Below are 26,644 nucleotides of genomic sequence, written 5' to 3'. Positions count from 1 at the left end.
GTACGGGAAGGGTAACTCCCGGCGTACGGCGCCCGGAAGCGGCGGGTGTCTTTCTGTGACAGTCGGCGACTGTCCGTTACGGCCGCCGCTGGAAGACCGCCCTCACAGGTCGAGGCGGTAGCAGTGCCCCTGGCGCCTCGTACCGTCCCCCGTCTCCGGGGTCGTGAACGTCTCGGCGAGGCGCATGCCCAGGCGCCGGGTGACCGCGATGGAGCGTTCGTTGCGTGCGTCGACCATCGCCACGACGCCGCTCACACCGGCCGCTCGCAGCCGCTCCAGGGTCTCCCGCGCGGCCGCGGTGACGTACCCGTTGCCCCAGTGCGCCCGGCCGAGCCGCCAGCCGATCTCGATCTCGCCGGTCGGGCCCCAGGCACGCTCCCACGGCTGCGCGCCCGTGAAGCCCACGACCTCGCCGGACGCGTCCAGCACGGACCACAGACAGAAGCCGAATTCCGCGTCGTGCCGGCGCTGCCGGGCGGTCAGCTCCTCGTACACGGACAACTCCGCGGCCCTGCCGCCGTGGAACTCCATGACGTCCGGGTCGGCGAAGACCCGGTGCCACGCGAAGGCGTCCTCGTGGGTGGGGACGCGCAGCCGCATTTCGGGGAGAGCTCGGTTCACGAGTGCAGCCCTTCAGCCGGTTGATCAATTCTGCTGAATAGACTGCACATGTCCAGTGCCGGTCGGCACGCAGATTTCGAACCTTGGGGAGATCCCGTCGTGACCGAGCCACTCGCCGACAACACCGCAGATGTGATCGTCGTGGGCGCGGGGCCTGCGGGCTCCACGACGGCGTACCACCTCGCCAGGTCCGGACTCGACGTACTCCTGCTGGAGAAGACCGAGTTCCCGCGGGAGAAGGTCTGCGGCGACGGCCTGACCCCGCGCGCCGTCAAGCAGCTCGTGGCGATGGGCATCGACATCTCCGAGGAGGCCGGCTGGCTGCGCAACAAGGGCCTGCGCATCATCGGCGGCGGCAACCGCCTGCAGCTGGACTGGCCGGATCTCGCCTCCTTCCCGAACTACGGACTCGTCCGCAAGCGCGACGACTTCGACGAGCAGCTGGCCCGCCAGGCCCAGAAGGCGGGCGCGCGGCTGTACGAGCGCTGCAACGTCTCCGGCCCGATCGTCGACGACCGTACCGGCCGCATCACCGGTGTCACGGCCAAGCTGGGCGTGGAGAAGCGCGAAGTCACCTTCCACGCGCCTCTGGTGGTGGCCGCCGACGGCAACTCCACGCGGCTCTCCCTCGCGATGGGCCTGCACCGCCGCGAGGACCGCCCGATGGGCGTGGCCGTACGGACGTACTTCGAGTCCCCCCGCCACGACGACGACTATCTGGAGTCCTGGCTGGAGCTCTGGGACCGCCGCGGCTCCGAGAAGCGGCTGCTGCCCGGCTACGGCTGGATCTTCGGCATGGGCGACGGCACGTCGAACGTCGGCCTGGGCGTGCTCAACACCTCCGCGGACTTCAAGGAGCTGGACTGGCGCGAGGTCCTGAAGGCCTGGTGCGCCTCGATGCCGGAGGAGTGGGGCTACACCCCGGAGAACATGACCGGCCCGATCCGCGGCGCCGCCCTGCCCATGGCCTTCAACCGCCAGCCGCACTACACCAAGGGCCTGCTGCTCGTCGGCGACGCCGGCGGCCTGGTGAACCCCTTCAACGGCGAGGGCATCGCCTACGCCATGGAGTCCGGCCAGATCGCCGCCGACGTCGTCGTCCAGGCCTTCGCGCGGGCCACGCCGGCCCAGCGCGAACTCGCGCTCCGGAACTACCCGCGCATCCTCAAGGACACCTACGGCGGCTACTACACGCTGGGCCGCGCCTTCGTGAAGATCATCGCGAACCAGAAGGTCATGCAGATCGGCACCCAGCGCGGCCTCACCCACCCGGTGATGATGAAGTTCGTCCTGAAGCTCCTGGCGAACCTCACCGACCCGACGGGCGGCGACGCGATGGACCGCGTCATCAACGCGCTGAGCAAGGTGGCCCCGAAGGCCTGAGCGGCCGGCTCGACGTCCGGTCCTACCCGCTGACTCGGCGCTAGGACCGGCCGAGCGCCTCGGCCCTGGCGGTCCGGCGGGCGAACACGTCCTCCCGCCGGACCGCCACCTGCCGCAGGGCCTCCTTGCGGTCCCGGCGGGAGAGCCGGTCCAGGTAGACATGCCCGTGGACGTGGTCGGTCTCGTGGGCGAGACAGCGCGCGAAGTACCCCGTCCCCTCGATGACGAGCGGGTGGCCGTCCTTGTCCTGCCCGCGTACGACGGCCCGGTCCGGCCGCGGTACGTCCATCACGGCACCGGGCACGGACAGGCACCCCTCGCCCTCGTCGAGCAGTCGCCGGGCGGTCGGCGGCAGTGGGTCCAGCACGGGGTTGGCGATGTGCCCGACATGGCGGATGCCGTCGTCGTCGGGGCAGTCGTACACGAACAGCCGCAGATCGACGCCGACTTGGTTCGCCGCGAGACCGGCGCCCTCGGCGGCGTACATCGTCACGAACATGTCGTCGATGAGCGCGGCGAGGTCGGGCCCGAACTCGGTGACGTCCCGGCACGGCTTGTGCAGGACCTCCTCACCGGCCTCGGTGATGCGGCGCACCGACCCGCGCCGGGCCTCGGGCGCGAGCGGCGGATACGAGTCGACGGGGGCGCCTTGCACGAACACACGTGGCATCGCTGTCTCCTTGTGATGGCGAGGATGCTGCGGGTGGCGGAGCAGACGGGTTTCCGGCCGTCGAAGGCCCTCCCCGCCCTCCGGGTCCCATGACAACAGAACTCGCTCAGCGGTCACAGGGACACGTCGGGCACTCGCGCAGACGCTTTCCGGCCAGGATCAAGGCCCCGGAACGCGCCCGAGGGGCCGCTGCCGCAGAGCGGCCGCGACCCCTTCCGGGTGCTTGTGTACCGGTGTGCTCAGAGCACGCGCACCGCGCCGGTCGGCGGGTCGTACGACAGCGGCTTCTCCACCACGCCGGTGGACGGGTTCTGCGCGCCGACGAACATGCCGCCACCGACGTACACCGCCACGTGGTAGGCGCTGCCCGAGCTGCCCCAGTAGAGGATGTCGCCCGCCTTCAGGTTGTTCAGCGAGACCTGGGTGCCGGCCGTCGACTGGTCCTGCGAGACGCGCGGCAGGCTGACGCCGACCTGCTTGAAGGCGGCCTGAACGAGGCCCGAGCAGTCCCAGGAGCTGGGGCCGGTGCCGCCGGAGACGTAGGCGTCGCCGATCTGCGCCTTCACGAAGGAGACGATCGAGGCGGCCGAACCCGTGGACGAGCTGGAGCCCGTGCTCGCGGACACGGACAGGCTGGGCCGATCGGCGCTGCGCGCGGCGCGCTCGGCGGCGGCCCGGCGGGCGGCCTCGGCAGCCTTCTTCTTGGCTTCAGCGGCCTTCTTCTTGGCCTCGGCCTTCTTCTGCGCGTCGGCGAGGTCGGCCCTGGCCTGCTTCGCGGCCTGCGCGGCGGCGGCGTCGCGCTCGGCCCGCAGCCGGTAGTCCGCGGCGGTCTGCTGGGTGACGTCGGCGGACTGGGCGACCTGAGAGGCCATGTCAGAGGTCAGGGTGGGCAGTTCGATGGTCTGCGTCACCGGCTCGGCAGCGTTCGCCGCGCCGGACGCCCCGACGACGGCCAGGGTGCCGAGAACGCCACCGGCGACTCCGGCCCGCATCGAGATGGTCGACGCGCTGCGGCGGGGCTTCCGGTGGCTGCGTATGTGAGCGGTGTGGGACATGGGTACAACCGGTATCAGGGGCTTCTCCATATCTTCAAGAAACGTGTGCTGCGCCACAGTTGTTCAATCGGCGCCGTGAATCCCGTGCGTGTCACTCTTTATTGACGTCGTAACGGACATTGCGGGCACGGTTAATCGCGCCCGTGATCACGTTCTTTCATCATTACGCCCGAATTGCCCCCGACCTATCACCGGTCGGGGTCGATGGCCAAGCCCGCTTCTTGAGGGACTCTCAGATGTGTGGTGGACGTCACGGAACGGTCACCTCTGGGGGTGCGTCCTGCGCGTACCCGAGTTCGTGAATGCGCGCACGCGTCCACATCTCGTCCCGCACCTCCCCCTGACGTGTGAACGCGCTCCTCTATCAACGCGTTCGGTCCAGCACCAATTTGCATGCAAGGGAAGCATCTTGATATGGAGACGCACCCTCTGACCTGCGACGACGAGCGAATATGTCACCTCTGGTGATCGCTCGGACACTTCGCGTGCGAAGATCACCGCTCATCCGACTTCATGATCCTTCGTCAGGTGGTGGAGATCACAAAGGTTGTGTAATACCCCGTGTCGCAGATCACAGAGCGGCAGGCATAAGATGCGAGGCAGTTGGGCTTGTGACCTGCTTCACATGTTCTCGATCTTCGTCCGTGGCGAGCGGGGCTCGTGGGACGGGTGGGGCGGATGTGAGCCCGGCACCAACCGCCAGCAGTCAGTGCCGACTGAGAGGAGCGAGGAGCGGTGAACGCGTATGCGCCCATCCTCGTACTGGGAGCCCTCGGGGCAGGCTTTGCGATCTTCTCCGTGGTCATGGCCACGCTGATCGGGCCGAAGCGGTACAACCGCGCCAAGCTCGAGGCCTACGAGTGCGGCATCGAGCCGACACCCACGCCGGCCGGTGGCGGCCGCTTCCCGATCAAGTACTACCTGACGGCGATGCTCTTCATCGTCTTCGACATCGAGATCGTCTTCCTCTACCCCTGGGCCGTCACCTTCGACGCCCTGGGTGTTTTCGGGCTCGTGGAGATGCTGCTCTTCGTGCTCACCGTCTTCGTCGCGTACGCGTACGTGTGGCGGCGCGGCGGCCTGGAATGGGACTGAGGGGCCTTAGGACATGGGACTCGAAGAAAAGCTGCCGAGCGGCTTCCTGCTGACCACGGTCGAGCAGGCCGCCGGCTGGGTACGCAAGGCGTCCGTCTTCCCCGCCACGTTCGGACTCGCCTGCTGTGCCATCGAGATGATGACGACCGGCGCCGGCCGCTACGACCTGGCGCGCTTCGGCATGGAGGTGTTCCGCGGCTCACCGCGCCAGGCGGACCTCATGATCGTCGCGGGCCGGGTGAGCCAGAAGATGGCGCCGGTGCTGCGGCAGGTCTACGACCAGATGCCCAACCCGAAGTGGGTGATCTCCATGGGCGTCTGCGCCTCCTCGGGCGGCATGTTCAACAACTACGCGATCGTCCAGGGCGTCGACCACGTCGTCCCGGTCGACATCTATCTCCCCGGCTGCCCGCCCCGGCCCGAGATGCTGATGGACGCGATCCTCAAGCTCCATCAGAAGATCCAGTCCTCCAAGCTCGGCGTCAACGCCGAGGAGGCGGCCCGCGAAGCGGAGGAGGCGGCGCTCCAGGCCCTGCCCACGATCGAGATGAAGGGGCTGCTGCGGTGAGCGACGCGAACGGGGCCAACGGGCCCGCGAACGGGGCGAACCCCGAGAAGGACCTCTCCGCCTCCAACCTCCCCGGCCAGCGTGGCCAGGGCGGCGAGGAGATCCGCGTCCAGCGCGGCATGTTCGGCGCCAACAACGGCGGCGACACCTCGGGTTACGGCGGGCTGGTCCGCTCGGTCCGCCTCCCGGGTCCGGCGAACCGCCCGTACGGCGGCTGGTTCGACGAGGTCGCCGACGAGCTCGAGGGCGCGCTGGAGGAACAGGGCCTCGTCCCCGAGAACGCGATCGAGAAGACGGTCGTCGACCGCGACGAGCTCACCTTCCACATCGAGCGCGAGCACCTGGTCCGGGTCGCCCGCACCCTGCGTGACGACCCGGCCCTGCGCTTCGAGCTGTGCACCGGCGTCAGCGGTGTCCACTACCTGCACGACAAGGGCCGCGAGCTGCACGCCGTCTACCACCTGCGCTCGATCACCCACAACCGGCTGATCCGCCTCGAAGTCAGCGCCCCCGACGCCGATCCGCGCATCCCGTCCCTGGTCTCCGTCTATCCGACCAACGACTGGCACGAGCGCGAGACCTACGACTTCTTCGGGATCGTCTTCGACGGTCACCCGGCCCTGACGCGGATCATGATGCCGGACGACTGGCAGGGCCATCCGCAGCGCAAGGACTACCCCCTCGGCGGCATCCCCGTCGAGTACAAGGGCGCCCAGATCCCGGCTCCGGACCAGCGGAGGTCGTACTCGTGAGCACGCAGTCAGCATCTGCCCGGGAAACCACCGAGGGCACCGTCTACACGGTCACCGGTGGCGACTGGGACGAGGTCGTCCAGTCCGCGGCCCGCGCCGACGACGAGCGCATCGTCGTCAACATGGGGCCCCAGCACCCCTCCACCCACGGGGTGCTCCGCCTGATCCTGGAGATCGAGGGCGAGACGGTCACCGAGGCCCGCTGCGGCATCGGCTATCTGCACACCGGCATCGAGAAGAACCTCGAGTACCGCACGTGGACCCAGGGCACCACGTTCGTGACGCGCATGGACTACCTGACGTCCTTCTTCAACGAGGTCGCCTACTGTCTCGCCGTCGAGAAGCTCCTGGGCATCGAGGACCAGATCAGCGAGCGAGCCAAGATCATCCGGGTGCTCCTGATGGAGCTGAACCGGATGTCCTCCCACCTGGTGTGCATCGCCACCGGCGGCATGGAGCTCGGCGCCACCACGATCATGATCTACGGATTCCGTGATCGCGAGATGATCCTCGACCTCTACGAGCTCATCACGGGCCTTCGGATGAACCACGCGTACATCCGCCCCGGCGGACTCGCCCAGGACCTGCCGCCCGGCGCGGTGGACCAGATCCGCGAGTTCGTGAAGAAGATGAAGAAGAACCTCCCGGAGTACGACAAGCTCGCCACCGGGAACCCCATCTTCAAGGCCCGCATGCAGGACGTCGGCTACCTCGACCTGGCCGGCTGCATGGCCCTCGGCGTCACCGGCCCGATCCTGCGCTCCACCGGCCTGCCGCACGACCTGCGCAAGACGCAGCCGTACTGCGACTACGAGACGTACGACTTCGACGTCCCGACCGCCGACACCTGCGACGCCTACGGCCGCTTCCTGATCCGCCTGGAGGAGATGCGCCAGTCGCTCGGGATCGTCGAGCAGTGCCTGGACCGGCTGCAGCCCGGACCGGTCATGGTCGCCGACAAGAAGATCGCCTGGCCCGCCCAACTCGCCCTGGGTCCTGACGGGCTGGGCAACTCCCTCGACCACATCAAGAAGATCATGGGCACCTCCATGGAGGCCCTGATCCACCACTTCAAGCTGGTCACCGAGGGCTTCCGCGTCCCGCCGGGACAGACGTACACGGCTGTCGAGTCGCCCAAGGGCGAGCTCGGCGTGCATGCCGTCTCCGACGGCGGCACCCGCCCCTACCGGGTCCACTTCCGCGACCCGTCCTTCACCAACCTGCAGGCCATGGCGGCGATGTGCGAGGGCGGCCAGGTCGCCGACGTCATCGTCGCCGTCGCGTCCATCGACCCCGTGATGGGAGGCGTCGACCGGTGACCACCAGTTCTTCGGAGCGGGGCGTCAGCCTGGGCATGCCCGAACTGCCCGCCCCCGCGTATCCGGACGACGTCCGCGCCCGGCTGGAGACGGACGCCCGCGAGATCATCGCGCGCTACCCCGACTCCCGTTCCGCGCTCCTGCCGTTGCTGCACCTGGTGCAGTCGGAGGAGGGCCATGTCACGCGCACCGGGATGCGGTTCTGCGCGGACATGCTGGACCTGACCACCGCCGAGGTCACCGCGGTCGCCACCTTCTACTCGATGTACCGGCGCAGGCCGAGCGGTGACTACCAGGTGGGCGTCTGCACCAACACCCTGTGCGCGGTCATGGGCGGCGACGCGATCTTCGAGACCCTCCAGGAGCACCTCGGCCTCGGCAACGGCGAGACCACCGAGGACGGCAAGGTCACCCTGGAGCACATCGAGTGCAACGCGGCCTGCGACTACGCGCCGGTCGTGATGGTCAACTGGGAGTTCTTCGACAACCAGACCCCGGGGAGCGCCACGCGCCTCGTCGACGACCTGCGTGCGGGACGCCCCGTCGAGCCCACGCGCGGGGCGCGCCTGTGCACCTTCAAGGAGACCGCCCGGATCCTGGCGGGCTTCCCCGACGAGCGGCCCGGGGCCGTCGAGGAGGGCGGAAGCGCGGGACCCGCTTCGCTGGTGGGCCTCCGCCTGGCCAAGGGAGAGGCCGCGCGCGTGGTGCATCCGCGGGACGGCGGACCGCACGACGAGGCGCAGGACAGGGCCGTGCACGAGCCGTCGCCGGCCGAGCACCTCAGCTCCCACGACGCGCCGCTGGACACATCGGCCTCCGACCCCGACCACCCGGCCGGGCCTACCGCCGAGGAGGGGGAGTGATGACGGTGGCACCCGAACTCAAGGACAACACCAGCCCCGAGAAGCTGCTCGCACCCGTGCTGTCGGCCTTCTGGGACGAGGACAGCTCCTGGACGCTGGACGTCTACCGAAGGCACGAGGGATACGAGGGGCTCCGCAAGGCGCTCGCCCTGTCGCCGGACGACCTGATCGCGTACGTCAAGGACTCCGGTCTGCGCGGACGCGGCGGCGCGGGATTCCCGACGGGAATGAAGTGGCAGTTCATTCCCCAGGGGGATGGAAAACCGCACTATCTAGTTGTCAACGCCGACGAATCGGAGCCCGGAACCTGCAAGGACATCCCGCTCCTCTTCGCGAACCCGCACAGCCTCATCGAGGGCATGATCATCGCGTGTTACGCCATCAGGTCGTCGCATGCCTTCATCTATCTGCGTGGTGAAGTCGTCCCCGTATTGCGGCGGTTGCACGAGGCCGTGCGCGAGGCCTACGCGGCGGGATTCCTCGGCGAGAACATCCTGGGCAGCGGACTCGACCTCGACATCACCGTGCACGCGGGTGCGGGCGCGTACATCTGCGGTGAGGAGACCGCGCTGCTCGACTCGCTCGAGGGCCGCCGTGGTCAACCGCGGCTCCGTCCCCCCTTCCCTGCGGTGGAAGGCCTCTACGCCTGTCCGACTGTGGTGAATAACGTCGAGTCGATCGCGTCAGTTCCCGCCATCCTGAAAAACGGCAAGGACTGGTTCAGGTCGATGGGCAGCGACAAGTCCCCCGGCTTCACGCTCTACTCGCTCAGCGGCCATGTCGCGAGCCCCGGCCAGTACGAGGCGCCGCTCGGCATCACGCTGCGCCAACTCCTCGACATGAGCGGCGGGATGCGGCGCGGCCACCGGCTGAAGTTCTGGACGCCGGGCGGCTCCTCGACGCCGATGTTCACCGACGAGCACCTCGACGTCCCCCTCGACTACGAAGGAGTGGGCGCCGCCGGTTCCATGCTCGGCACCAAGGCCCTGCAGTGCTTCGACGAGACGACCTGCGTCGTGCGCGCCGTCACCCGCTGGACCGAGTTCTACGCCCACGAGTCCTGCGGCAAGTGCACGCCCTGCCGTGAAGGCACGTACTGGCTCGTGCAGTTGCTGCGCGACATCGAGGCCGGCAAGGGCGTGATGTCCGACCTCGACAAGCTGAACGACATCGCCGACAACATCAACGGCAAGTCGTTCTGCGCCCTCGGCGACGGCGCCGCCTCGCCGATCTTCTCCTCGCTCAAGTACTTCCGCGAGGAGTACGAGCAGCACATCACGGGCCGGGGCTGCCCCTTCGACCCGGCAAAGTCGACGGCCTGGGCCGACCGCCCGGAGGTGAACGCATGACCGTGACCACCAGCGCTCCCTCAGGAGGGGGAGAGGCGGCGGTCCCGCCGGAGGACCTCGTCACGCTGACCATCGACGGCGTGGAGATCAGCGTGCCCAAGGGCACGTTGGTCATCCGCGCCGCCGAGCAGCTCGGCATCGAGATCCCCCGCTTCTGCGACCACCCCCTGCTCGCCCCGGCCGGTGCCTGCCGCCAGTGCATCGTCGAGGTCGAGGGCCAGCGCAAGCCGATGGCGTCCTGCACGATCACGTGCACGGACGGGATGGTGGTGAAGACGCAGCTCACCTCGCCGGTCGCCGAGAAGGCCCAGAAGGGTGTGATGGAGCTGCTGCTCATCAACCACCCGCTGGACTGCCCGGTCTGCGACAAGGGCGGCGAGTGCCCGCTGCAGAACCAGGCCATGTCGCACGGCAACGCCGAGTCGCGCTTCGAGGGAAAGAAGCGGACGTACGAGAAGCCCGTCGCGCTCTCCACCGAGGTGCTACTCGATCGCGAGCGGTGCGTGCTGTGCGCCCGCTGCACCCGCTTCTCCAACCAGATCGCCGGCGACCCGATGATCGAGCTGCTCGAACGGGGCGCGCTCCAGCAGGTCGGCATCGGTGAGGGCGACCCCTTCGAGTCGTACTTCTCCGGCAACACGATCCAGATCTGCCCGGTCGGCGCGCTGACGTCGGCGGCGTACCGCTTCCGCTCCCGCCCCTTCGACCTGGTCTCCTCGCCGTCGGTGTGCGAGCACTGCGCCGGGGGCTGCGCCACCCGCACCGACCACCGGCGCGGCAAGGTGATGCGGCGGCTCGCCGAGAACGACCCCGAGGTCAACGAGGAGTGGATCTGCGACAAGGGACGCTTCGCGTTCCGGTACGCGCAGCTGCGGGACCGGCTTCAGACGCCCCTGGTCCGCAACGCCGAGGGTGAGCTCGAACCGGCCTCCTGGCCGGAGGCGCTGCGGATCGCCGCCCAGGGGCTGCTGGCCTCGCGCGGCAGGACCGGTGTCCTCACCGGGGGCCGGCTGACCGTCGAAGACGCCTACGCCTACAGCAAGTTCGCGCGCGTGGCCCTCGACACCAACGACATCGACTTCCGCGCGCGCGTGCACAGCAGCGAGGAGGCGGACTTCCTGGCGGCCCGGGTCGCCGGCCGCGGACGCGACCTCGACGGTACGGGCGTCACGTACACGTCGCTGGAGAAGGCGCCCGCGGTGCTGCTGGTCGGATTCGAGTCGGAGGAGGAGGCGCCCGGCGTCTTCCTGCGGCTGCGCAAGGCCTGGCGAGGCCACAAGCAGCGGGTGTTCTCGCTCGCCACGCACGCCACCCGGGGCCTGGAGAAGGCGGGCGGCACGCTGCTGCCGGCCGCTCCCGGCACCGAGACCGAGTGGCTGGACGCACTCGCGAGCGGCGTCGGCCTGGAGGAGGGCGGTACGCAGGCCGCCGAGGCGCTGCGCGCCGAGGGTGCGGTGATCGTCGTCGGTGAGCGGCTGGCCGAGGTCGCCGGCGGTCTCACCGCCGCCGTACGGGCCGCCACCGCCACCGGCGCCCAGCTGGTGTGGATCCCGCGCCGGGCCGGGGAGCGCGGCGCGATCGAGGCGGGCGCGCTGCCGTCGCTGCTGCCCGGCGGACGCCCGGCCACCGACCCGCGCGCGCGGGAGGAGGTCGCCGCGGCCTGGGGCCTGGCCGAACTCCCCCTGCGCTACGGGCGGGACACCGGCCGGATCATCGAGTCCGCCCTGAGCGGCGAGCTCCAGGCGCTGCTGGTCGCGGGAGTGGAGATCGCCGACCTGCCCGACCCGACGCGCGCGCGTGAGGCGCTTGGCGAGGTCGGCTTCCTGGTGGCGCTGGAGCTGCGGCCCAGCGAGGTCACCGAGCAGGCCGACGTCGTACTTCCCGTCGCCGCGGTCGCCGAGAAGGCGGGCGCCTTCCTCAACTGGGAGGGCCGGGTCCGCTTCTTCGAGGCGGCGCTCAAGCCCGACCAGATGCCCCGCGGACTCGCGCCGACCGACGCGCGCGTGCTGCAGATGCTGGCCGACGCCATGGACATCCACCTGGGGCTGCCGGATCTGCGCACCACGCGCGCGGAGCTGGACCGGCTCGGTACCTGGGGCGGACCGTACGCCTCCGAACCGCTGGAGACCGGGAGGGTGCTGCCGCGTCCGGCCGCCGGGGAGGCCGTGCTCGCCGGGCACCGGCTGCTGCTCGACCAGGGCGCCCTGCAGCAGGGCGACGAGGCGCTCGCCGGAACCCGGCACGCGGCACGCGCGCGCGTGTCGGCCGCGACGGCCGCCGAAGCGGGCGTCGAGGACGGCGACGTCCTCGCGGTGACCGGCCCCGCCGGGGCCGTCGAACTCCCGCTGCAGATCACCGAGATGCCCGACCGCGTGGTCTGGCTTCCGCTGAACTCCGTCGGCGGGGGCGTCGCCTCCGACACCGGCGCGCTGCCCGGTTCCCTCGTCCGTATCGGCCCGGCGGCGCTTGCCGGTGAGGCCCCCAAGGAGGTGGAGGCATGAGCCCGTACCTCGCCGCTGAAGACCTGTCGATGTTCGGCCACGACCCGTGGTGGCTGGTCGTCGTCAAGGCGGTGTTCTGCTTCGCCTTCCTGATGGTGACCGTGCTGTTCTCCATCGTCTGGGAGCGCAAGGTCCTCGCCTGGATGCAGCTGCGCATCGGTCCCAACCGGCACGGCCCCTGGGGCATGCTCCAGTCGCTCGCCGACGGCGCGAAGCTGATGCTCAAGGAAGACATCATCGTCAAGCGCGCGGACAAGGTGGTGTACGTCCTCGCGCCGATCGTCGCGGCCATCCCGGCCTTCATGGCGATCGCGGTGATCCCCTTCGGGCCGGCCGACGACGAGATCTCGATCTTCGGCCAGCGCACCACGATGCAGCTCACCGACCTGCCGATCGCGATGCTCTACATCCTCGCGGTCGCCTCGGTCGGCATCTACGGCATCGTGCTGGCGGGCTGGAGCTCGGGATCCACGTACCCGCTGCTCGGCGGCCTCCGCTCCTGCGCGCAGATGATCTCGTACGAGATCGCCATGGGCGCCGCGTTCGCCTCCGTGTTCCTCTACTCGGGGTCGATGTCGACGTCGACGATCGTCGAGCAGCAGCACGACCGCTGGTACATCCTGCTGCTGCCGGTCTCGTTCATCCTCTACATCATCACGATGGTCGGCGAGACCAACCGCGCCCCCTTCGACATGCCGGAGTCCGAGGGCGACCTGGTCGGCGGCTTCAACACCGAGTACTCGTCGATCAAGTTCGCGATGTTCATGCTCGCCGAGTACGTGAACATGGTGACGGTCTCGGCCGTGTCGACCACGCTGTTCCTCGGCGGCTGGCGCGCCCCCTGGCCGATCAGCGGCTTCTGGGAGGGCGCGAACCACGGCTGGTGGCCGCTGCTCTGGTTCGTCATCAAGGTCCAGCTGCTGCTGTTCTTCTTCATCTGGCTGCGCGGCACGCTCCCGCGCGTCCGCTACGACCAGCTGATGAAGCTCGGCTGGAAGGTCCTCATCCCGGTGTCCGTGACCTGGCTGATGCTCGTCGCGACCGTGCGGGCCCTGCGCAACGAGCACTACGACTTCGCCGACATCGCCCTCTATGTGGGCGGCGGTGTCCTGACCCTGCTGCTGGTGTCGTTCGTCGTCGACATGTTCCGCGAGAAGGCGAAGACGGCCGAGCAGCCCGCCGACCGGGCGGCCGGGTTCGACGCGATGGCCGGCGGCTACCCCGTACCGCCGCTGCCCGGACAGCAGGTGCCGCCGGTGCCCCGGCGTCGCTCGCGCCGGGAGCGGGAGCTGATTGTCAGTGGCGGGTCGGACCCTGTCAGTGACGGATCTTCGGATGGAAAGGAGGCGTCCGATGGCTGAGGAGCCCAAGGAGACCGCACCCGGTTTCCTGAACCCCGTGGCCGGCTTCGGCGTGACCTTCAAGGCCATGTTCAAGAAGCGGCTGACCGAGCAGTACCCGGAGCAGAAGAAGACCACGGCTCCGCGGTTCCACGGACGGCACCAGCTCAACCGCCATCCGGACGGCCTGGAGAAGTGCGTCGGCTGCGAGCTGTGCGCCTGGGCCTGCCCGGCCGACGCCATCTACGTCGAGGGCGCCGACAACACCGACGAGGAGCGCTACTCGCCCGGCGAGCGGTACGGCCGCGTCTACCAGATCAACTACGCCCGCTGCATCCTGTGCGGCCTGTGCATCGAGGCGTGCCCCACGCGCGCGCTCACGATGACCAACGAGTTCGAGCTGGCGGACTCCAGCCGCGCCAACCTCATCTACACCAAGGAGCAGCTGCTCGCCGGTCTCGAGGAGGACATGGTCGACACCCCGCACGCGATCTTCCCGGGGATGACCGAACAGGACTACTACCGGGGCCTGGTGACGGAGGCCGCGCCCGGCACGGAGCGCCAGGTCGCCCTCTCCAAGGGCGAGAGGCCTGAAGAACAGGGGGCGGACGCATGAGCGCGCAGCTCGCCGCCTACTCCACCTCCACCGGAGAGGCCTTCCAGTTCTGGGTCCTCGCCACCGTCGCCGTACTCGGCGCCCTGGGCACCGTCTTCATGAAGAAGGCCGTGCACAGCGCGCTCTGCCTCGCCGGGACCATGATCACCCTGGCGGTGTTCTACCTCGCCAACGGCGCCTACTTCCTGGGCATCGTGCAGATCGTCGTCTACACCGGCGCGATCATGATGCTCTTCCTGTTCGTGGTGATGCTCGTCGGCGTCACGGCCGCGGACTCGCTGAAGGAGACCATCAAGGGCCAGCGCTGGCTGGCCCTTCTGTGCGGGGCCGGCTTCGGCGTGCTGCTGTGCGCGGGCATCGCGAACGCCTCCCTGAAGGACTTCGCCGGCACCGGCCAGGCGAACGCGAACGGCAACGTCGAGGGCCTCGCGGCCCTCATCTTCACCAAGTACGTCTTCGCCTTCGAAATCACCGGCGCCCTGCTCATCACGGCCGCGGTCGGCGCCATGGTGCTCACCCACCGCGAGCGCACCGAGCGCGCCAAGACCCAGCGCGAGCTGGCCGAGCAGCGCGTGCGCGAGGGCAAGCACGTGCCGCCGCTGCCCGCCCCCGGCGTCTACGCCCGGCACAACGCCGTGGACATCGCGGGTCTGCTGCCCGACGGCACCACGTCCGAGCTCACGGTCAGCAAGACGCTGCGCCAGCGCGGCCAGATCCGTGACGTGTCGGCGGAGGCCCTCAACGACCTGCGGGCCCTGGAACAGCGCGCGGAGGAACGCCTGGAGCGTACGGCGATCGAGCCGGCGAACTTCAAGCGGTCCGAGGAGGCGTCGAAATGAACCCTGTCAACTACCTCTATCTCTCAGCCCTGTTGTTCACGATCGGCGCCACCGGCGTGCTGATCCGGCGCAACGCGATCGTGGTGTTCATGTGCATCGAGCTGATGCTCAACGCCTGCAACCTCGCGTTCGTCACCTTCTCCCGGATGCACGGCAATCTCGACGGCCAGATCATCGCCTTCTTCACGATGGTCGTCGCCGCCGCGGAGGTCGTGGTCGGGCTCGCGATCATCGTGTCGCTGTTCCGTACCCGCCACTCGGCCTCGGTCGACGACGCCAGCCTGATGAAGCTGTAAGGGGTCGCTGAATCGTGGAGAACCTGATTGCGCTGCTGATCGCGGCGCCCCTGCTCGGAGCGGCCGTCCTGCTGGTCGGCGGCCGGCGCCTGGACGCCGTCGGCCACTGGATCGGCACGCTGCTGTCGACCGTGTCCTTCGTGCTCGGCGTGATCCTCTTCGCCGACCTGCTGGGCAAGAGCCCCGAGCACCGCACCCTGATCGACCCCCTGTTCAGCTGGATCCCGGTCGCCGGCTTCCAGGCGGACGTCACCCTCCGCCTCGACCAGCTGTCGATGACCTTCGTCCTGCTGATCACCGGCGTCGGCTCGCTGATCCACCTGTACTCGGTCGGGTACATGGAGCACGACGAGCGCCGCCGCCGCTTCTTCGGCTATCTGAACCTGTTCCTCGCGGCGATGCTGCTGCTCGTCCTCGCCGACAACTACCTGCTGCTGTACGTCGGTTGGGAGGGCGTCGGCCTCGCGTCGTACCTGCTGATCGGCTTCTGGCAGCACAAGCCCAGCGCGGCCACGGCGGCGAAGAAGGCCTTCCTGGTCAACCGCGTCGGCGACATGGGTCTGTCGATCGCGATCATGATCATGTTCGCGACGTTCGGGACCTTCGCCTTCGGCCCGGTCTTCGGCCACGTCGGCGACACGAGCCAGGGCAGGCTCACCGCCATCGGCCTGATGCTCCTGCTGGCCGCCTGCGGCAAGTCCGCCCAGGTGCCGCTGCAGTCCTGGCTCGGGGACGCGATGGAGGGCCCGACCCCGGTCTCGGCCCTCATCCACGCCGCGACGATGGTGACCGCGGGCGTCTACCTGATCGTCCGCTCCGCGCCGATCTTCAACGCCGCACCGGACGCGCAGCTGGTCGTCACCGTCGTCGGTGCCGTCACGCTCCTGTTCGGTGCGATCGTCGGTTGCGCGAAGGACGACATCAAGAAGGCGCTGGCCGGCTCGACCATGTCGCAGATCGGCTACATGATCCTCGCCGCGGGCCTCGGCCCCGTCGGCTACGTCTTCGCGATCATGCACCTGGTGACGCACGGATTCTTCAAGGCCGGGCTGTTCCTCGGCGCCGGTTCGGTCATGCACGGCATGAACGACGAGGTCGACATGAGGAAGTTCGGCGGCCTGAGGAAGTACATGCCGATCACGTTCATCACCTTCGGCCTCGGCTACCTCGCGATCATCGGCTTCCCGGGCCTGTCCGGCTTCTTCTCCAAGGACAAGATCATCGAGGCGGCCTTCGCCAAGGGCGGCACCGAGGGCTGGATCCTCGGCGGCGCGGCCCTGCTCGGCGCGGCCATCACCGCCTTCTACATGACGCGCGTGATGCTGATGACCTTCTTCGGCGAGAAGCGCTGGCAGCCCGACGAGCACGGCAACGAGCCGCACCCGCACGAGTCGCCCAAGGTCATGACGATCCCGATGATCGTGCTCGCCTTCGGCTCGGTCTTCGCCGGCGGCCTGTTCAGCTTCGACGACCTCTTCCTGCACTGGCTGGAGCCGGTCACCGGGCACACGGAGGGCCACTCTCCGGTCAGCGCGCTCACGGTCACCCTGGCCACCATGGCGGTACTGGTCGTCGGTGTCGCCCTGGCGTATCTGCAGTACGGCCGTAAGCCCGTCCCGGTCGTCGCCCCGCGGGGGTCGCTGCTCACCCGGGCCGCCCGGCGAGACCTGCTGCAGGACGACTTCAACCACGTGGTCCTGGTGCGCGGCGGCGAGCACCTCACGCGCTCGCTGGTCTACCTCGACCACACCCTGGTCGACGGTGTCGTCAACGGCACGGCGGCCGCCGTCGGCGGCCTGTCCGGACGGCTGCGGCGGGTGCAGAACGGCTTCGCGCGCAGTTACGCGGTCTCGATGTTCGGCGGTGCGGCACTCCTGGTCGCCGCGACCCTGCTGATGAGGGCGGTCTGATACCGATGTCCTTTCCCCTGCTGACAGCGACGGCGGTGCTCCCGGCCCTCGGGGCGGTCGCCACGGCCGCCGTACCGGCCGCGCGGCGCACCGCCGCGAAGTGGCTGGCGCTGCTGGTCTCGCTCGCCACGCTCGCGCTGGCGATCGTCGTCCTGGTCCGCTTCGACCCGGACGGCGCCCGCTACCAGCTCACCGAATCCCACCCCTGGATCAAGGACTTCGGGGTCAGCTACGAGCTGGGCGTCGACGGCATCGCCGTCGCCCTGATCGCGCTGACCGCCCTGCTGATCCCGTTCATCGTCCTCGCGGGCTGGCACGACGCCGACCCGATGGAGACCGGCAGCCGCCGCTGGCGTCCGACCCAGGGCTTCTTCGCGCTGATCCTGGCCGTCGAGGCGATGGTGGTCATCTCCTTCGAGGCCACCGACGTCTTCCTCTTCTACATCTTCTTCGAAGCCATGCTGATCCCGATGTACTTCCTCATCGGCGGCTTCGGCGACCGTGCCCACGAGCACGGGGAGGAGGCGGCCGCGACACAGCGGTCGTACGCGGCGGTGAAGTTCCTGCTCTACAACCTGGCCGGCGGTCTGGTCATGCTGGCCGCGGTGATCGGTCTGTACGTGGTCGCCGGGAACTTCAGCCTCCAGGAGATCGCGCAGGCCCGCGCGAACGGCACGCTGCACATGGCGACGGACACCGAACGCTGGCTGTTCCTGGGCTTCTTCTTCGCCTTCGCGGTGAAGGCGCCCCTGTGGCCGCTGCACACCTGGCTGCCCAACGCCATGCAGGAGTCCACCGCCCCGGTCGCGGTCCTCATCACCGCGGTCGTTGACAAGGTGGGCACCTTCGCGATGCTCCGCTACTGCCTCCAGCTGTTCCCGGAGGCGTCGAAGTGGGCGACGCCCGTCGTCCTCGTCCTCGCGCTCATCAGCATCATCTACGGCGCACTGCTCGCGGTCGGGCAGCGGGACATCAAGCGGCTGGTGGCCTACGCCTCGATCTCGCACTTCGGCTTCATCATCATGGGCATCTTCGCCATGACGACCCAGGGCCAGACCGGGGCGACGCTCTACATGATCAACCACGGCATCTCCACCGCGGCGCTGATGCTGGTGGCCGGATTCCTGATCTCCCGGCGCGGCTCGCGGCTCATCGCCGACTACGGCGGCGTGCAGAAGGTCGCTCCGGTGCTCGCCGGCACGTTCCTGATCGGCGGCCTGGCGACGCTCTCGCTGCCGGGACTCGCGCCGTTCGTCAGTGAATTCCTGGTCCTCGTCGGCACGTTCACGCGCTACCCGGCGGTCGGCATCATCGCCACCTCCGGCATCGTCCTGGCCGCGCTCTACACGCTCGTCCTCTACCAGCGGACGATGACCGGTCCGGTGAAGCCGAAGGTCTCGGCGATGCCCGACCTGCGGGCGCGGGAGCTGCTGGTCGTGGCGCCGCTGATCGTGCTGCTGATCTTCCTGGGCGTCTACCCGAAGCCCGTGGCGGACATCGTCACCCCGTCGGTCCAGCAGACCATGTCCGACGTACATCAGACCGACCCCAAGCCCGAGGTGGAGGCGGCCCAGTGAGCGCAGCAGCCGTCCACAGCCTGTGGACAACCGCGGCCGACCCGATCTCGAAGATCGAGACGCCGAAGATCGAATACGGACAATTGTCCCCGACCCTGATCGTGGTCGGTGCCGCGATCGTCGGCGTCCTGGTCGAGGCCTTCGTCCCGCGAAAAGCCCGTTACTACGCCCAGGTGTTCGTGTCCGTCGTCGCGCTCTGCGCCGCCTTCGCGGCGGTCGTGGCGCTCGCGGCCGACGGGTACGGCACCACTAAGGCGCACATCGCGGCCATGGGCGCGATCGCGGTCGACGGCCCGTCGCTGTTCCTGCAGGGCACGATCCTGCTGGCCGGTCTGGTCGGCCTGTTCACCTTCGCCGAACGGCGTCTGGATCCCGAGGCGCACGGCAACCGGGTCGACTCGTTCGCGGCACAGGCCGCGTCGGTGCCGGGCAGTGACAGCGAAAAGGCCGCGGTGAAGGCCGGGTTCACCACGACCGAGGTCTTCCCGCTCCTGCTGTTCGCGGTCGCGGGCATGCTGGTCTTCCCCTCGGCCAACGACCTGCTGACCCTCTTCATCGCCCTGGAAGTCTTCTCGCTGCCGCTGTACCTGCTGTGCGCGCTGGCCCGCCGCAAGCGGCTCATGTCGCAGGAGGCCGCGGTCAAGTACTTCCTGCTCGGCGCCTTCGCCTCCGCGTTCACCCTGTTCGGCATCGCGCTGCTGTACGGCTACGCGGGCTCGGTGTCGTACGGGACGATCGCCCAGGTCGTCGACGGCACGGTCACCGGTGTCGACCCGGCACTGGCGAACACCATGGGCAATGACGCGCTGCTGCTGATCGGCGCCGCGCTCGTCGTCATGGGCCTGCTGTTCAAGGTGGGCGCGGTGCCGTTCCACATGTGGACGCCCGACGTCTACCAGGGCGCCCCGACCCCGGTGACCGGCTTCATGGCCGCGGCGACCAAGGTGGCGGCCTTCGGCGCGCTGCTCAGGCTGCTGTACGTCGTGCTGCCCGGGCTGCGCTGGGACTGGCGGCCGGTCATGTGGGCCGTCGCGATCGTCACGATGCTGGGCGGCGCGATCATCGCGATCACCCAGACCGACATCAAACGACTGCTGGCGTACTCGTCGATCGCGCACGCCGGCTTCATCCTCGCCGGTGTCATCGCGACCTCGAAGAACGGCGTGTCGGCCGTCCTCTTCTACCTGGCCGCGTACTCCTTCGTCACGATCGGCGCGTTCGCCGTGGTGACGCTGGTGCGCGACGCGGGCGGCGAGGCGACGCACCTGTCCAAGTGGGCCGGGCTCGGGCGGCGCTCCCCGCTGGTGGCGGCCGTGTTCGCGGTGTTCCTGCTCGCCTTCGCGGGCATTCCGCTCACCTCCGGCTTCGCCGGGAAGTTCGCCGTGTTCAAGGCGGCGGCCGAGGGCGGCGCCGCTCCGCTGGTCGTGATCGGTGTGATCTCCTCGGCGATCGCGGCGTTCTTCTACATCCGCGTGATCGTGCTGATGTTCTTCAGCGAGCCCAAGCCGGAGGGCCCGACCGTCGCCGTGCCGTCGCCGCTGACCATGGCGGCGATCGGTGTGGGCGTCGCGGTGACGCTGGTGCTCGGCCTGGCGCCGCAGTACTTCCTGGACCTGGCGGGCCAGGCGAGCGTCTTCGTCCGCTGACCCGGAACCCGGCTCCTATGCAGCGGCCTGGCACCTCATGTGGGTGCCGGGCCGCTGTGCTGCGGGCGGTCACGCGGGCAAGTGGGCCGGCGGCCTGCCCCAGGGTCTGCTCCACGGTTTGTCCCGCCGACTGTCCTGTGGATAACTCCGATGCTGTCAGTGCGGGCCCCTATCGTGGAGGAAGTGGTCGAGGGACGACGTACGGGGGACACGACAATGCGCGGGACGGGCGTGATCAGCGAGATGCCAGGGTCGACCGAGAGCGAGGCGCTGACCACGCTGCACAAGGTCTTCGGGTACGAGGCCTTCCGGGGCGAGCAGGAAGCGATCGTCGAGCATGTGGTGGCGGGCGGCGACGCCGTCGTCCTCATGCCGACCGGTGGCGGAAAGTCGCTGTGCTACCAGATCCCGTCGCTGGTGAGACGGGGCACGGGCATCGTGGTCTCCCCGCTCATCGCGCTCATGCAGGACCAGGTGGACGCGCTGCGGGCGCTCGGCGTGCGCGCCGGGTTCATCAACTCCACCCAGGACTTCGACGAGCGCCGCATGGTCGAGACGGAGTTCCTCGCCGGCGAGCTGGACCTGCTCTACCTGGCCCCGGAACGCCTGCGCCTGGACTCCACCCTCGACCTCCTCGCCCGCGGCGAGGTCGCTCTCTTCGCGATCGACGAGGCGCACTGCGTGTCCCAGTGGGGCCACGACTTCCGTCCCGACTATCTGGCCCTGTCGGTGCTGGGCGAGCGCTGGCCGGACGTCCCGCGGATCGCGCTCACGGCGACGGCCACGCGCGCGACGCATCAGGAGATCGTCCAGCGGCTGAACATGCCGACGGCCCGCCATTTCGTGGCGAGCTTCGACCGGCCCAACATCCAGTACCGGATCGTGCCCAAGGACGACCCCAAGAAGCAGCTACTCGCCTTCCTGCGGGAGGAGCACGAGGGCGACGCGGGCATCGTGTACTGCCTCTCCCGGAAATCGGTGGAGCGGACGGCCGAGTTCCTGACCCGCAACGGCATCGATGCGGTGCCGTACCACGCGGGCCTGGACGCGGGCACGCGCGCGACGCACCAGTCCCGGTTCCTGAGGGAGGACGGCCTGGTCGTGGTCGCCACGATCGCCTTCGGCATGGGCATCGACAAGCCGGACGTGCGCTTCGTCGCCCACCTCGACCTGCCCAAGTCGATCGAGGGCTACTACCAGGAGACGGGACGGGCGGGCCGGGACGGCCTGTCCTCCAACGCCTGGATGGCGTACGGGCTGGGCGACGTCGTCCAGCAGCGCAAGCTGATCCAGTCCGGCGAGGGGGACGAGGCGTTCCGCCGCCGGGCCTCCGCCCACCTCGACGCGATGCTCGCGCTGTGCGAGACGGCCCGGTGCCGACGCGGCCAGCTGCTCGCCTACTTCGGCCAGGACCCGGATCCGACGGGCTGTGGCAACTGCGACACGTGCCTCGTCCCGCCGGAGACCGTGGACGGCACGATCGCGGCCCAGAAGGTGCTGTCGACGGTCGTGCGGCTGCAGCGCGAGCGGGGACAGAAGTTCGGCGCGGTGCAGATCGTGGACATCCTGCTCGGAAAGCGCACGGGCAAGGTTATCCAGTTCGACCACGACCAGCTGTCCGTCTTCGGCATCGGCGAGGAGCTGGCCGAGAGCGAATGGCGCGGTGTCATCCGGCAGTTGCTGGCCCAGGGACTGCTCGCGGTCGAGGGGGAGTACGGCACGCTGACGCTCACCGAGGAGAGCGGCGCCGTACTGCGGCGGGAGCGCGAGGTGCCCCTGCGCAAGGAGCCGAAGAAGCCGACGTCCGCGGGCGGGGAGTCCTCCTCGTCCTCCGGGTCCCGCCGGGGCGGACGCAAGGCCAGGGCCGCCGCGGCCGAGCTGCCCGACGAGCTGCTTCCCGCCTTCGAGGCGCTGCGCGCCTGGCGCGCCGAACAGGCCCGTGAGCAGGGCGTCCCGGCGTACGTCATCTTCCACGATGCCACGCTCCGGGAGATCGTCACCACATGGCCCCGGTCGGTGGCGGAACTGGGCACGGTGGGCGGCGTCGGCGAGAAGAAGCTGACGACGTACGGAGAGGGCGTGCTCGGGGTGCTGTCCTCCCTGGACACTGCGGCCGACGCCGCACCGGCGAGAGGCGGGGCACCGGACGACGACTGGCCCGAGCCGGACGCGGAGCCGGAGATGGAGCCGGAACCGGACGACTGGATATAGGGGCCTCGGTGGCGCGGTCCCCAGGCGTCAGGACAACGCCGTCAGCCCGGGAGCGAACGTGATCAGGAGCGGGAGCAGCGGCACCAGCGTGGCCACGGTCGTCGTCAGGGCCCGGCGTCTGCGGGGCAGCCGCGGCGGGGGTTCGAGGAGGCGGTCCACGCGCTCACCGAGGAGGCGGCGGCTGGAGGCGCACGAGAGGACTCCGCGGTGCTGGTTGAGCTCGATCAGCGCCAGGGCCGTGGTGAGGTGGCCGCACCGGCGGGACGCCGTGTCGTCGGCGGCCAGTTCGACGAGCCGGTGGGTCTGGTCGCAGAACTGGGCGAACAGGGGGACCCGCGGGAAGCCCGCGCCCAGCGCGGCGGAGAGGTGCAGCAGCCAGTCGTGGTGAGCCCGGGCGTGTCCGCGCTCATGGGTGAGGACGGCGTCCAGCTGAGGGTCGGTGAGGCGGTGCAGGGCACCGGTGGTGACGACCAGTTGGGGCGGGTGACCCGACATCCACCAGGCGTCCGGGTACTCGTCCTCCAGCACCAGCATGGGACCCCGGGCGGCAGGCAGCCCGGGAGGTAGCTCAGGGGCGCGCTCACGCAGGTGGGCGCGGGTCTGCCCACGGCGACGCCGAGCCTGTGCGAGCTCACGGACCAGCATCGCCGTCGTCCACGCGGCACCGCCGGCCAGCAGCACGGTGAGCGCGTCGGCCCAGACCGGGGCGGCGGAGAGGTCGTAGGCGGCGGTGACGGCCGGCGGCGCCGACGCGAACACCTGATCGCGCACGGTGTGGAAGACGGCCGCGGCACCCAGGAGCAGCGCGGCCAGGCAGCACAGCAGGACGGCGGCGACCAGGCACTGCCACACCCACAGGGCGACCACGGGGTCCCGCTCGGGCCACGCCGCCCGGGCCAGCGCGCGCGGCGCCGGCACGGCGGCCGCCAGGGTGACGACGCTCAGCAGGAGCAGGCAGAGGGTCATGCCGGGGGCTCCGGTTCCTGGTCGGAGGTGGGGTGGAGGTGGGTGGAAACGGGGTGGAGGGGGAGGTGGGAGAGGGGCGGGGTGGGGGAGGGGGGAGGGGGCCCCGGAGATCGCGTCAGGTGGCGACGCCGACCCTCAACGCCCCTTCCTCACCGCCAGTATGACGTCGGCGGACAGCAGCAGTCAGGCGTCGAGAACAACCGGTTGCCCGTCCGCTCCCCTCTCCCCTCCCCCCTCTCCCCTTGCCCCACCCGATTGCTGTCAGGTCGGCCTCAGGCCCACCCACCGTCACAGCCGCCCGCCGTCACCAGTCACCGCTGACGGTTCACCGCTCACCAGTCACCGTTAACGATCACTACTCATCGGTCACCGCCAACGGTCACCCCGACACCACCCGCCCCGTGACCTCTCCCAGGCCGACCCGCGTCCCGCCCGCGCCCGGTGCCCATGCCGACATGGTCACCACGTCGCCGTCCTCCAGGAACGCCCGCTTGCCTTCGGGGAGTTCGAGAGGATCCCGTCCGTTCCAGGTCAGCTCCAGCAGGGAGCCGCGTTCGCGTTCCGTCGGCCCGCTGACCGTCCCCGATCCGTACAGGTCGCCGGTCCGGAGAGAGGCGCCGTTCACCGTCATCTGCGCCAGTTGCTGTGCGGCGGTCCAGTACATGGTGGAGAACGGCGGCTCCGACACCACATGGCCGTTGATCGCGACGGAGATGCGCAGGTCGTACCCACCGAGCTCGGAGCCGGAGCCGGAGCCCGAGCCGGAAGCAGAACCGGAGTTGGAGCCGGACCCGGAACCAGAGCCGGCACCCGAGGGGGCATCGTCGAGATACGGCAGCAGCGGGTGGGTTCGCTCGGGCGGTGCCACGCGCGCCTCCTCCAGCGCCTCCAGCGGGGTGATCCACGCCGACACCGACGTGGCGAAGGACTTGCCGAGGAACGGGCCGAGGGGGACGTACTCCCAGGCCTGGATGTCCCGCGCGGACCAGTCGTTCAGCAGGCAGAGCCCGAAGACATGCTCGCGGAAGTCGCCCAGCCCCACCGGCTTGCCCAGTTCCGACGGCACGCCGACCACGAAGCCGACCTCTGCCTCGATGTCCAGCCGGACCGACGGCCCGAAGACGGGAGCGGCGTCGCCCGGGGCCTTGCGCTGCCCCGACGGCCGTACGACATCGGTCCCCGACACCACGACCGTGCCGGAGCGGCCGTGGTAGCCGATCGGCAGGTGCTTCCAGTTGGGGGTCAGCGAGTCCTCGGCGTCCGGGCGGAAGATGCGTCCGACGTTCCGGGCGTGGTTCTCCGAGGAGTAGAAGTCGACGTAGTCGGCGACCTCGAAGGGCAGGTGCAGGGTGACCGCGGACAAGGGGTGGAAGAGCGGCGCGACCGTCTCGCGGTGCTCGGGCTCGGCCACCCACGCCGTCAGCGCGCGCCGCACCTCCGACCAGGTCGAACGACCTGCGGCCAGCAGCGGGTTGAGGGTGGGGCGGGCGAGCAGGTCGGCGTACGGCGAGCCGAGCGCCCGCGCCGCCGCGCCCGCGTCGAGCACGTGGTCGCCGAGCCGGACGCCGACCGTCCGCTCCTGACTGCCGGGCGGGGAGAAGACGCCGTACGGGAGGTTGTGCGGACCGAAGGGATCGCCCTCGGGGACGTCGAAGGGGGGCAGGGACATGGGGTGCTGCCTCGCTCTCAACTCTCAGCCGTGCCCTGCGCGGGCCGACGTTCCATGTGGTCGCGGCACACGTTACGGGGGCATTGCATGGCTTGGGCAGTGCTTCGGCCTGCCCGCCGCGGCGTCGTACGGCCCGGTCATGCGTTTCGTCTGCGGCACGGATTTCGCCTCCCCGCGCCTTGGCCAAACACCTGGAGGCAGCGCGCGGTTGAGCCTCGGGGAGCCCCGGGCACCCCGTGCGGCCGAGGAAAGGAGAGGAACGGAAGGGAGGGAGTGGGAGGGAGAGTTCGGTGGGGTGAGTAGGGGTGGCGCGCTGTCCGTATTCTCTGATCATGGCCGCACCTCCCGCGTATTCACTCGTCGCCACCGACTTGGACGGAACGCTCCTGCGTGGCGACGACACCCTCTCCGACCGTTCCCTCGCCGCACTCGCGCGGGTGGCGGCGGCCGGTGCCCGGCACCTCGTGGTGACCGGACGTCCGGCACCGCGGGTACGGCCGCTGCTCGACGCCCTCGGCTGCACGGGGCTCGCGGTGTGCGGACAGGGCGCGCAGGTGTACGACACCGGGGCGGACCGTCTGTTGTGGTCGGTCACCCTGGACCGGGAGCTGGCCGCGACCGCGCTCGGCAAGATCGAGGCCGAGGTGGGGCAGGTGTACGCGGCCGTCGACCAGGACGGGGTGGACGGGCTCACGCTCATCGAGCCCGGCTACCGGATGCCGCACCCGACCCTGCCCGCCGTACGGGTGCGTCGGCGCGACGACCTGTGGTGCGAGCCCATCAGCAAGGTGCTGCTGCGCCATCACGCTCTGTCCGACGACGAGTTGGCCGACACGGCACGCTCGGTCGTGGGTTCCCTGGCGACGGTCACCATGTCGGGGCCCGGCACCGTGGAACTGCAGCCGTGCGGCATCACCAAGGCGACCGGACTCGCGCTGGCCGCCGAACACCTCGGGCTGAGCGCCGAACAGGCCCTCGCCTTCGGTGACATGCCCAACGACATCCCCATGTTCGCCTGGGCCGCTCACGGCGTGGCGATGGCCAACGCCCATCCTGATCTCAAGGCGGTGGCCGACGAGGTCACCTCGTCGAACGAGGACGACGGCATTGCCGTCGTCCTTGAGAGACTGTTTCCCTAAAGGCCCGCTACTACCCACTGATACCCGCTGAGACCCCTAGGGGCCCTAGGGGTCTCAGCGGGTATGAGGGCCCCCTGGGAGAGGGGGCCGACTGTCAGTACGCGCCGTTGACGTTGTCGATCGTGCCGTACCGGGCGGCGGCGTAGTTGCACGCGGCCGTGATGTTCGCGACCGGGTCGTAGATGTTCCAGGACGTGCCGGACACGTGGTACGCGTTGAACGTCGGGTTGATCACCTGGAGCAGGCCCTTGGAGGGCAT

The 26,644-nt window shown here is 69.6% G+C and carries 23 protein-coding genes; 17 read left to right on the top strand and 6 right to left on the bottom strand.

Annotation, left to right across the window (positions count from 1 at the left end):
- Nucleotides 1-102: 102 nt before the first annotated feature.
- Entirely contained in the window at nucleotides 103-621 is a 519-nt protein-coding gene (locus ABZ910_RS20125) for a GNAT family N-acetyltransferase (protein ID WP_361366576.1), read from the bottom strand.
- A 48-nt stretch (nucleotides 622-669) separates the two neighbouring features.
- On the opposite strand from ABZ910_RS20125, the gene ABZ910_RS20120 reads away from it, so the two are divergent.
- A complete protein-coding gene (locus ABZ910_RS20120) occupies nucleotides 670-2,004 on the top strand; it encodes a geranylgeranyl reductase family protein (protein WP_361366573.1) in 1,335 nt (444 codons plus the stop codon).
- A gap of 40 nt (nucleotides 2,005-2,044) precedes the next feature.
- Here the strand turns inward: ABZ910_RS20120 and def are convergent, their stop codons facing one another.
- Together def and ABZ910_RS20110 are read right to left on the bottom strand one after the other, a co-directional pair.
- On the bottom strand, nucleotides 2,045-2,674 hold the full coding sequence (gene def, locus ABZ910_RS20115) for a peptide deformylase (protein WP_361366571.1): 630 nt from the start codon (nucleotides 2,672-2,674) through the stop codon (nucleotides 2,045-2,047).
- Between the two features lie 239 nt (nucleotides 2,675-2,913).
- Nucleotides 2,914-3,729 (bottom strand): C40 family peptidase, encoded by an 816-nt coding sequence (locus ABZ910_RS20110; RefSeq protein WP_361366568.1) that lies wholly within the window; start codon nucleotides 3,727-3,729, stop codon nucleotides 2,914-2,916.
- 735 nt (nucleotides 3,730-4,464) lie between these two features.
- On the opposite strand from ABZ910_RS20110, the gene ABZ910_RS20105 reads away from it, so the two are divergent.
- The 15 genes from ABZ910_RS20105 to recQ all read left to right on the top strand — a co-directional run bounded on the left by ABZ910_RS20105 (nucleotide 4,465) and on the right by recQ (nucleotide 22,611).
- On the top strand, nucleotides 4,465-4,824 hold the full coding sequence (locus ABZ910_RS20105; RefSeq protein WP_007383963.1) for an NADH-quinone oxidoreductase subunit A: 360 nt from the start codon (nucleotides 4,465-4,467) through the stop codon (nucleotides 4,822-4,824).
- 13 nt (nucleotides 4,825-4,837) lie between these two features.
- The gene (locus ABZ910_RS20100; RefSeq protein ID WP_361366565.1) at nucleotides 4,838-5,392 is read left to right on the top strand and encodes an NADH-quinone oxidoreductase subunit B family protein; all 555 of its coding nucleotides are present in this window, start codon (nucleotides 4,838-4,840) and stop codon (nucleotides 5,390-5,392) included.
- The gene (locus ABZ910_RS20095; RefSeq protein ID WP_361366562.1) at nucleotides 5,389-6,144 is read left to right on the top strand and encodes an NADH-quinone oxidoreductase subunit C; all 756 of its coding nucleotides are present in this window, start codon (nucleotides 5,389-5,391) and stop codon (nucleotides 6,142-6,144) included. The genes ABZ910_RS20100 and ABZ910_RS20095 overlap by 4 nt, the downstream gene beginning before the upstream one ends.
- Entirely contained in the window at nucleotides 6,141-7,463 is a 1,323-nt protein-coding gene (locus ABZ910_RS20090; RefSeq protein WP_361366560.1) for an NADH-quinone oxidoreductase subunit D, read from the top strand. Before ABZ910_RS20095 ends, ABZ910_RS20090 begins: the two co-directional genes overlap by 4 nt.
- Entirely contained in the window at nucleotides 7,460-8,326 is an 867-nt protein-coding gene (gene nuoE, locus ABZ910_RS20085) for an NADH-quinone oxidoreductase subunit NuoE (RefSeq protein ID WP_361366558.1), read from the top strand. Before ABZ910_RS20090 ends, nuoE begins: the two co-directional genes overlap by 4 nt.
- Nucleotides 8,323-9,675: an NADH-quinone oxidoreductase subunit NuoF gene (nuoF, locus tag ABZ910_RS20080; RefSeq protein ID WP_361366555.1), complete on the top strand. Its 1,353-nt coding sequence runs from the start codon at nucleotides 8,323-8,325 to the stop codon at nucleotides 9,673-9,675. Before nuoE ends, nuoF begins: the two co-directional genes overlap by 4 nt.
- Nucleotides 9,672-12,176, top strand: a complete 2,505-nt coding sequence (locus ABZ910_RS20075) for an NADH-quinone oxidoreductase subunit G (protein WP_361366552.1) — start codon at nucleotides 9,672-9,674, stop codon at nucleotides 12,174-12,176. The genes nuoF and ABZ910_RS20075 overlap by 4 nt, the downstream gene beginning before the upstream one ends.
- Complete coding sequence (gene nuoH / locus ABZ910_RS20070; RefSeq protein WP_361366549.1) at nucleotides 12,173-13,537, top strand: NADH-quinone oxidoreductase subunit NuoH; 1,365 nt, start codon at nucleotides 12,173-12,175, stop codon at nucleotides 13,535-13,537. Before ABZ910_RS20075 ends, nuoH begins: the two co-directional genes overlap by 4 nt.
- On the top strand, nucleotides 13,530-14,132 hold the full coding sequence (nuoI, locus tag ABZ910_RS20065; RefSeq protein ID WP_361366546.1) for an NADH-quinone oxidoreductase subunit NuoI: 603 nt from the start codon (nucleotides 13,530-13,532) through the stop codon (nucleotides 14,130-14,132). Before nuoH ends, nuoI begins: the two co-directional genes overlap by 8 nt.
- The gene (locus ABZ910_RS20060) at nucleotides 14,129-14,971 is read left to right on the top strand and encodes an NADH-quinone oxidoreductase subunit J (RefSeq protein WP_361366543.1); all 843 of its coding nucleotides are present in this window, start codon (nucleotides 14,129-14,131) and stop codon (nucleotides 14,969-14,971) included. Before nuoI ends, ABZ910_RS20060 begins: the two co-directional genes overlap by 4 nt.
- Nucleotides 14,968-15,267 (top strand): NADH-quinone oxidoreductase subunit NuoK, encoded by a 300-nt coding sequence (nuoK, locus tag ABZ910_RS20055; protein ID WP_071384283.1) that lies wholly within the window; start codon nucleotides 14,968-14,970, stop codon nucleotides 15,265-15,267. Before ABZ910_RS20060 ends, nuoK begins: the two co-directional genes overlap by 4 nt.
- 14 nt (nucleotides 15,268-15,281) lie before the next feature.
- Nucleotides 15,282-17,177: an NADH-quinone oxidoreductase subunit L gene (gene nuoL, locus ABZ910_RS20050; RefSeq protein WP_361366539.1), complete on the top strand. Its 1,896-nt coding sequence runs from the start codon at nucleotides 15,282-15,284 to the stop codon at nucleotides 17,175-17,177.
- Nucleotides 17,178-17,182: 5 nt separating this feature from the next.
- Nucleotides 17,183-18,754, top strand: a complete 1,572-nt coding sequence (locus tag ABZ910_RS20045) for an NADH-quinone oxidoreductase subunit M (RefSeq protein ID WP_361366536.1) — start codon at nucleotides 17,183-17,185, stop codon at nucleotides 18,752-18,754.
- Nucleotides 18,751-20,400: an NADH-quinone oxidoreductase subunit NuoN gene (gene nuoN / locus ABZ910_RS20040; protein ID WP_361366534.1), complete on the top strand. Its 1,650-nt coding sequence runs from the start codon at nucleotides 18,751-18,753 to the stop codon at nucleotides 20,398-20,400. The genes ABZ910_RS20045 and nuoN overlap by 4 nt, the downstream gene beginning before the upstream one ends.
- A gap of 216 nt (nucleotides 20,401-20,616) precedes the next feature.
- Nucleotides 20,617-22,611, top strand: coding sequence for a DNA helicase RecQ (gene recQ, locus ABZ910_RS20035; RefSeq protein ID WP_361366714.1), 1,995 nt, complete (start codon nucleotides 20,617-20,619; stop codon nucleotides 22,609-22,611).
- A 27-nt stretch (nucleotides 22,612-22,638) separates the two neighbouring features.
- Here recQ and ABZ910_RS20030 read toward each other — a convergent pair whose 3' ends face one another.
- Nucleotides 22,639-23,577, bottom strand: coding sequence for a M56 family metallopeptidase (locus ABZ910_RS20030; protein ID WP_361366531.1), 939 nt, complete (start codon nucleotides 23,575-23,577; stop codon nucleotides 22,639-22,641).
- A 379-nt stretch (nucleotides 23,578-23,956) separates the two neighbouring features.
- Entirely contained in the window at nucleotides 23,957-25,240 is a 1,284-nt protein-coding gene (locus ABZ910_RS20025; protein ID WP_361366711.1) for a fumarylacetoacetate hydrolase family protein, read from the bottom strand.
- A gap of 338 nt (nucleotides 25,241-25,578) precedes the next feature.
- Between ABZ910_RS20025 and ABZ910_RS20020 the strand changes: the two genes are divergently transcribed.
- Entirely contained in the window at nucleotides 25,579-26,385 is an 807-nt protein-coding gene (locus tag ABZ910_RS20020) for an HAD family hydrolase (RefSeq protein ID WP_361366528.1), read from the top strand.
- Nucleotides 26,386-26,479: 94 nt separating this feature from the next.
- Here ABZ910_RS20020 and ABZ910_RS20015 read toward each other — a convergent pair.
- Nucleotides 26,480-26,644 (bottom strand): transglycosylase SLT domain-containing protein (locus ABZ910_RS20015; protein ID WP_361366708.1); only part of this gene is annotated, 165 nt, incomplete at its 5' end.

Origin of the sequence: Streptomyces sp. NPDC046805 (assembly GCF_040645355.1) — a bacterium.
Lineage (GTDB): Bacteria > Actinomycetota > Actinomycetes > Streptomycetales > Streptomycetaceae > Streptomyces.
Note: the sequence above shows the minus strand (reverse complement) of the source record. Positions and strands in the feature narration are given on the sequence as shown.

Excerpts from the sequence above, each read along its gene's own strand:
- ABZ910_RS20045 (WP_361366536.1), top strand. The coding sequence starts at position 17,183 with ATGTCCTTTCCCCTGCTGACAGCGACGGCGGTGCTCCCGGCCCTCGGG.
- ABZ910_RS20100 (WP_361366565.1), top strand. The coding sequence starts at position 4,838 with ATGGGACTCGAAGAAAAGCTGCCGAGCGGCTTCCTGCTGACCACGGTC.
- def (WP_361366571.1), bottom strand. The coding sequence starts at position 2,674 with ATGCCACGTGTGTTCGTGCAAGGCGCCCCCGTCGACTCGTATCCGCCG.
- ABZ910_RS20030 (WP_361366531.1), bottom strand. The coding sequence starts at position 23,577 with ATGACCCTCTGCCTGCTCCTGCTGAGCGTCGTCACCCTGGCGGCCGCC.
- nuoK (WP_071384283.1), top strand. The coding sequence starts at position 14,968 with ATGAACCCTGTCAACTACCTCTATCTCTCAGCCCTGTTGTTCACGATC.
- ABZ910_RS20060 (WP_361366543.1), top strand. The coding sequence starts at position 14,129 with ATGAGCGCGCAGCTCGCCGCCTACTCCACCTCCACCGGAGAGGCCTTC.
- ABZ910_RS20020 (WP_361366528.1), top strand. The coding sequence starts at position 25,579 with ATGGCCGCACCTCCCGCGTATTCACTCGTCGCCACCGACTTGGACGGA.
- ABZ910_RS20075 (WP_361366552.1), top strand. The coding sequence starts at position 9,672 with ATGACCGTGACCACCAGCGCTCCCTCAGGAGGGGGAGAGGCGGCGGTC.
- nuoI (WP_361366546.1), top strand. The coding sequence starts at position 13,530 with ATGGCTGAGGAGCCCAAGGAGACCGCACCCGGTTTCCTGAACCCCGTG.
- ABZ910_RS20110 (WP_361366568.1), bottom strand. The coding sequence starts at position 3,729 with ATGTCCCACACCGCTCACATACGCAGCCACCGGAAGCCCCGCCGCAGC.
- ABZ910_RS20120 (WP_361366573.1), top strand. The coding sequence starts at position 670 with ATGTCCAGTGCCGGTCGGCACGCAGATTTCGAACCTTGGGGAGATCCC.
- nuoH (WP_361366549.1), top strand. The coding sequence starts at position 12,173 with ATGAGCCCGTACCTCGCCGCTGAAGACCTGTCGATGTTCGGCCACGAC.
- recQ (WP_361366714.1), top strand. The coding sequence starts at position 20,617 with ATGCGCGGGACGGGCGTGATCAGCGAGATGCCAGGGTCGACCGAGAGC.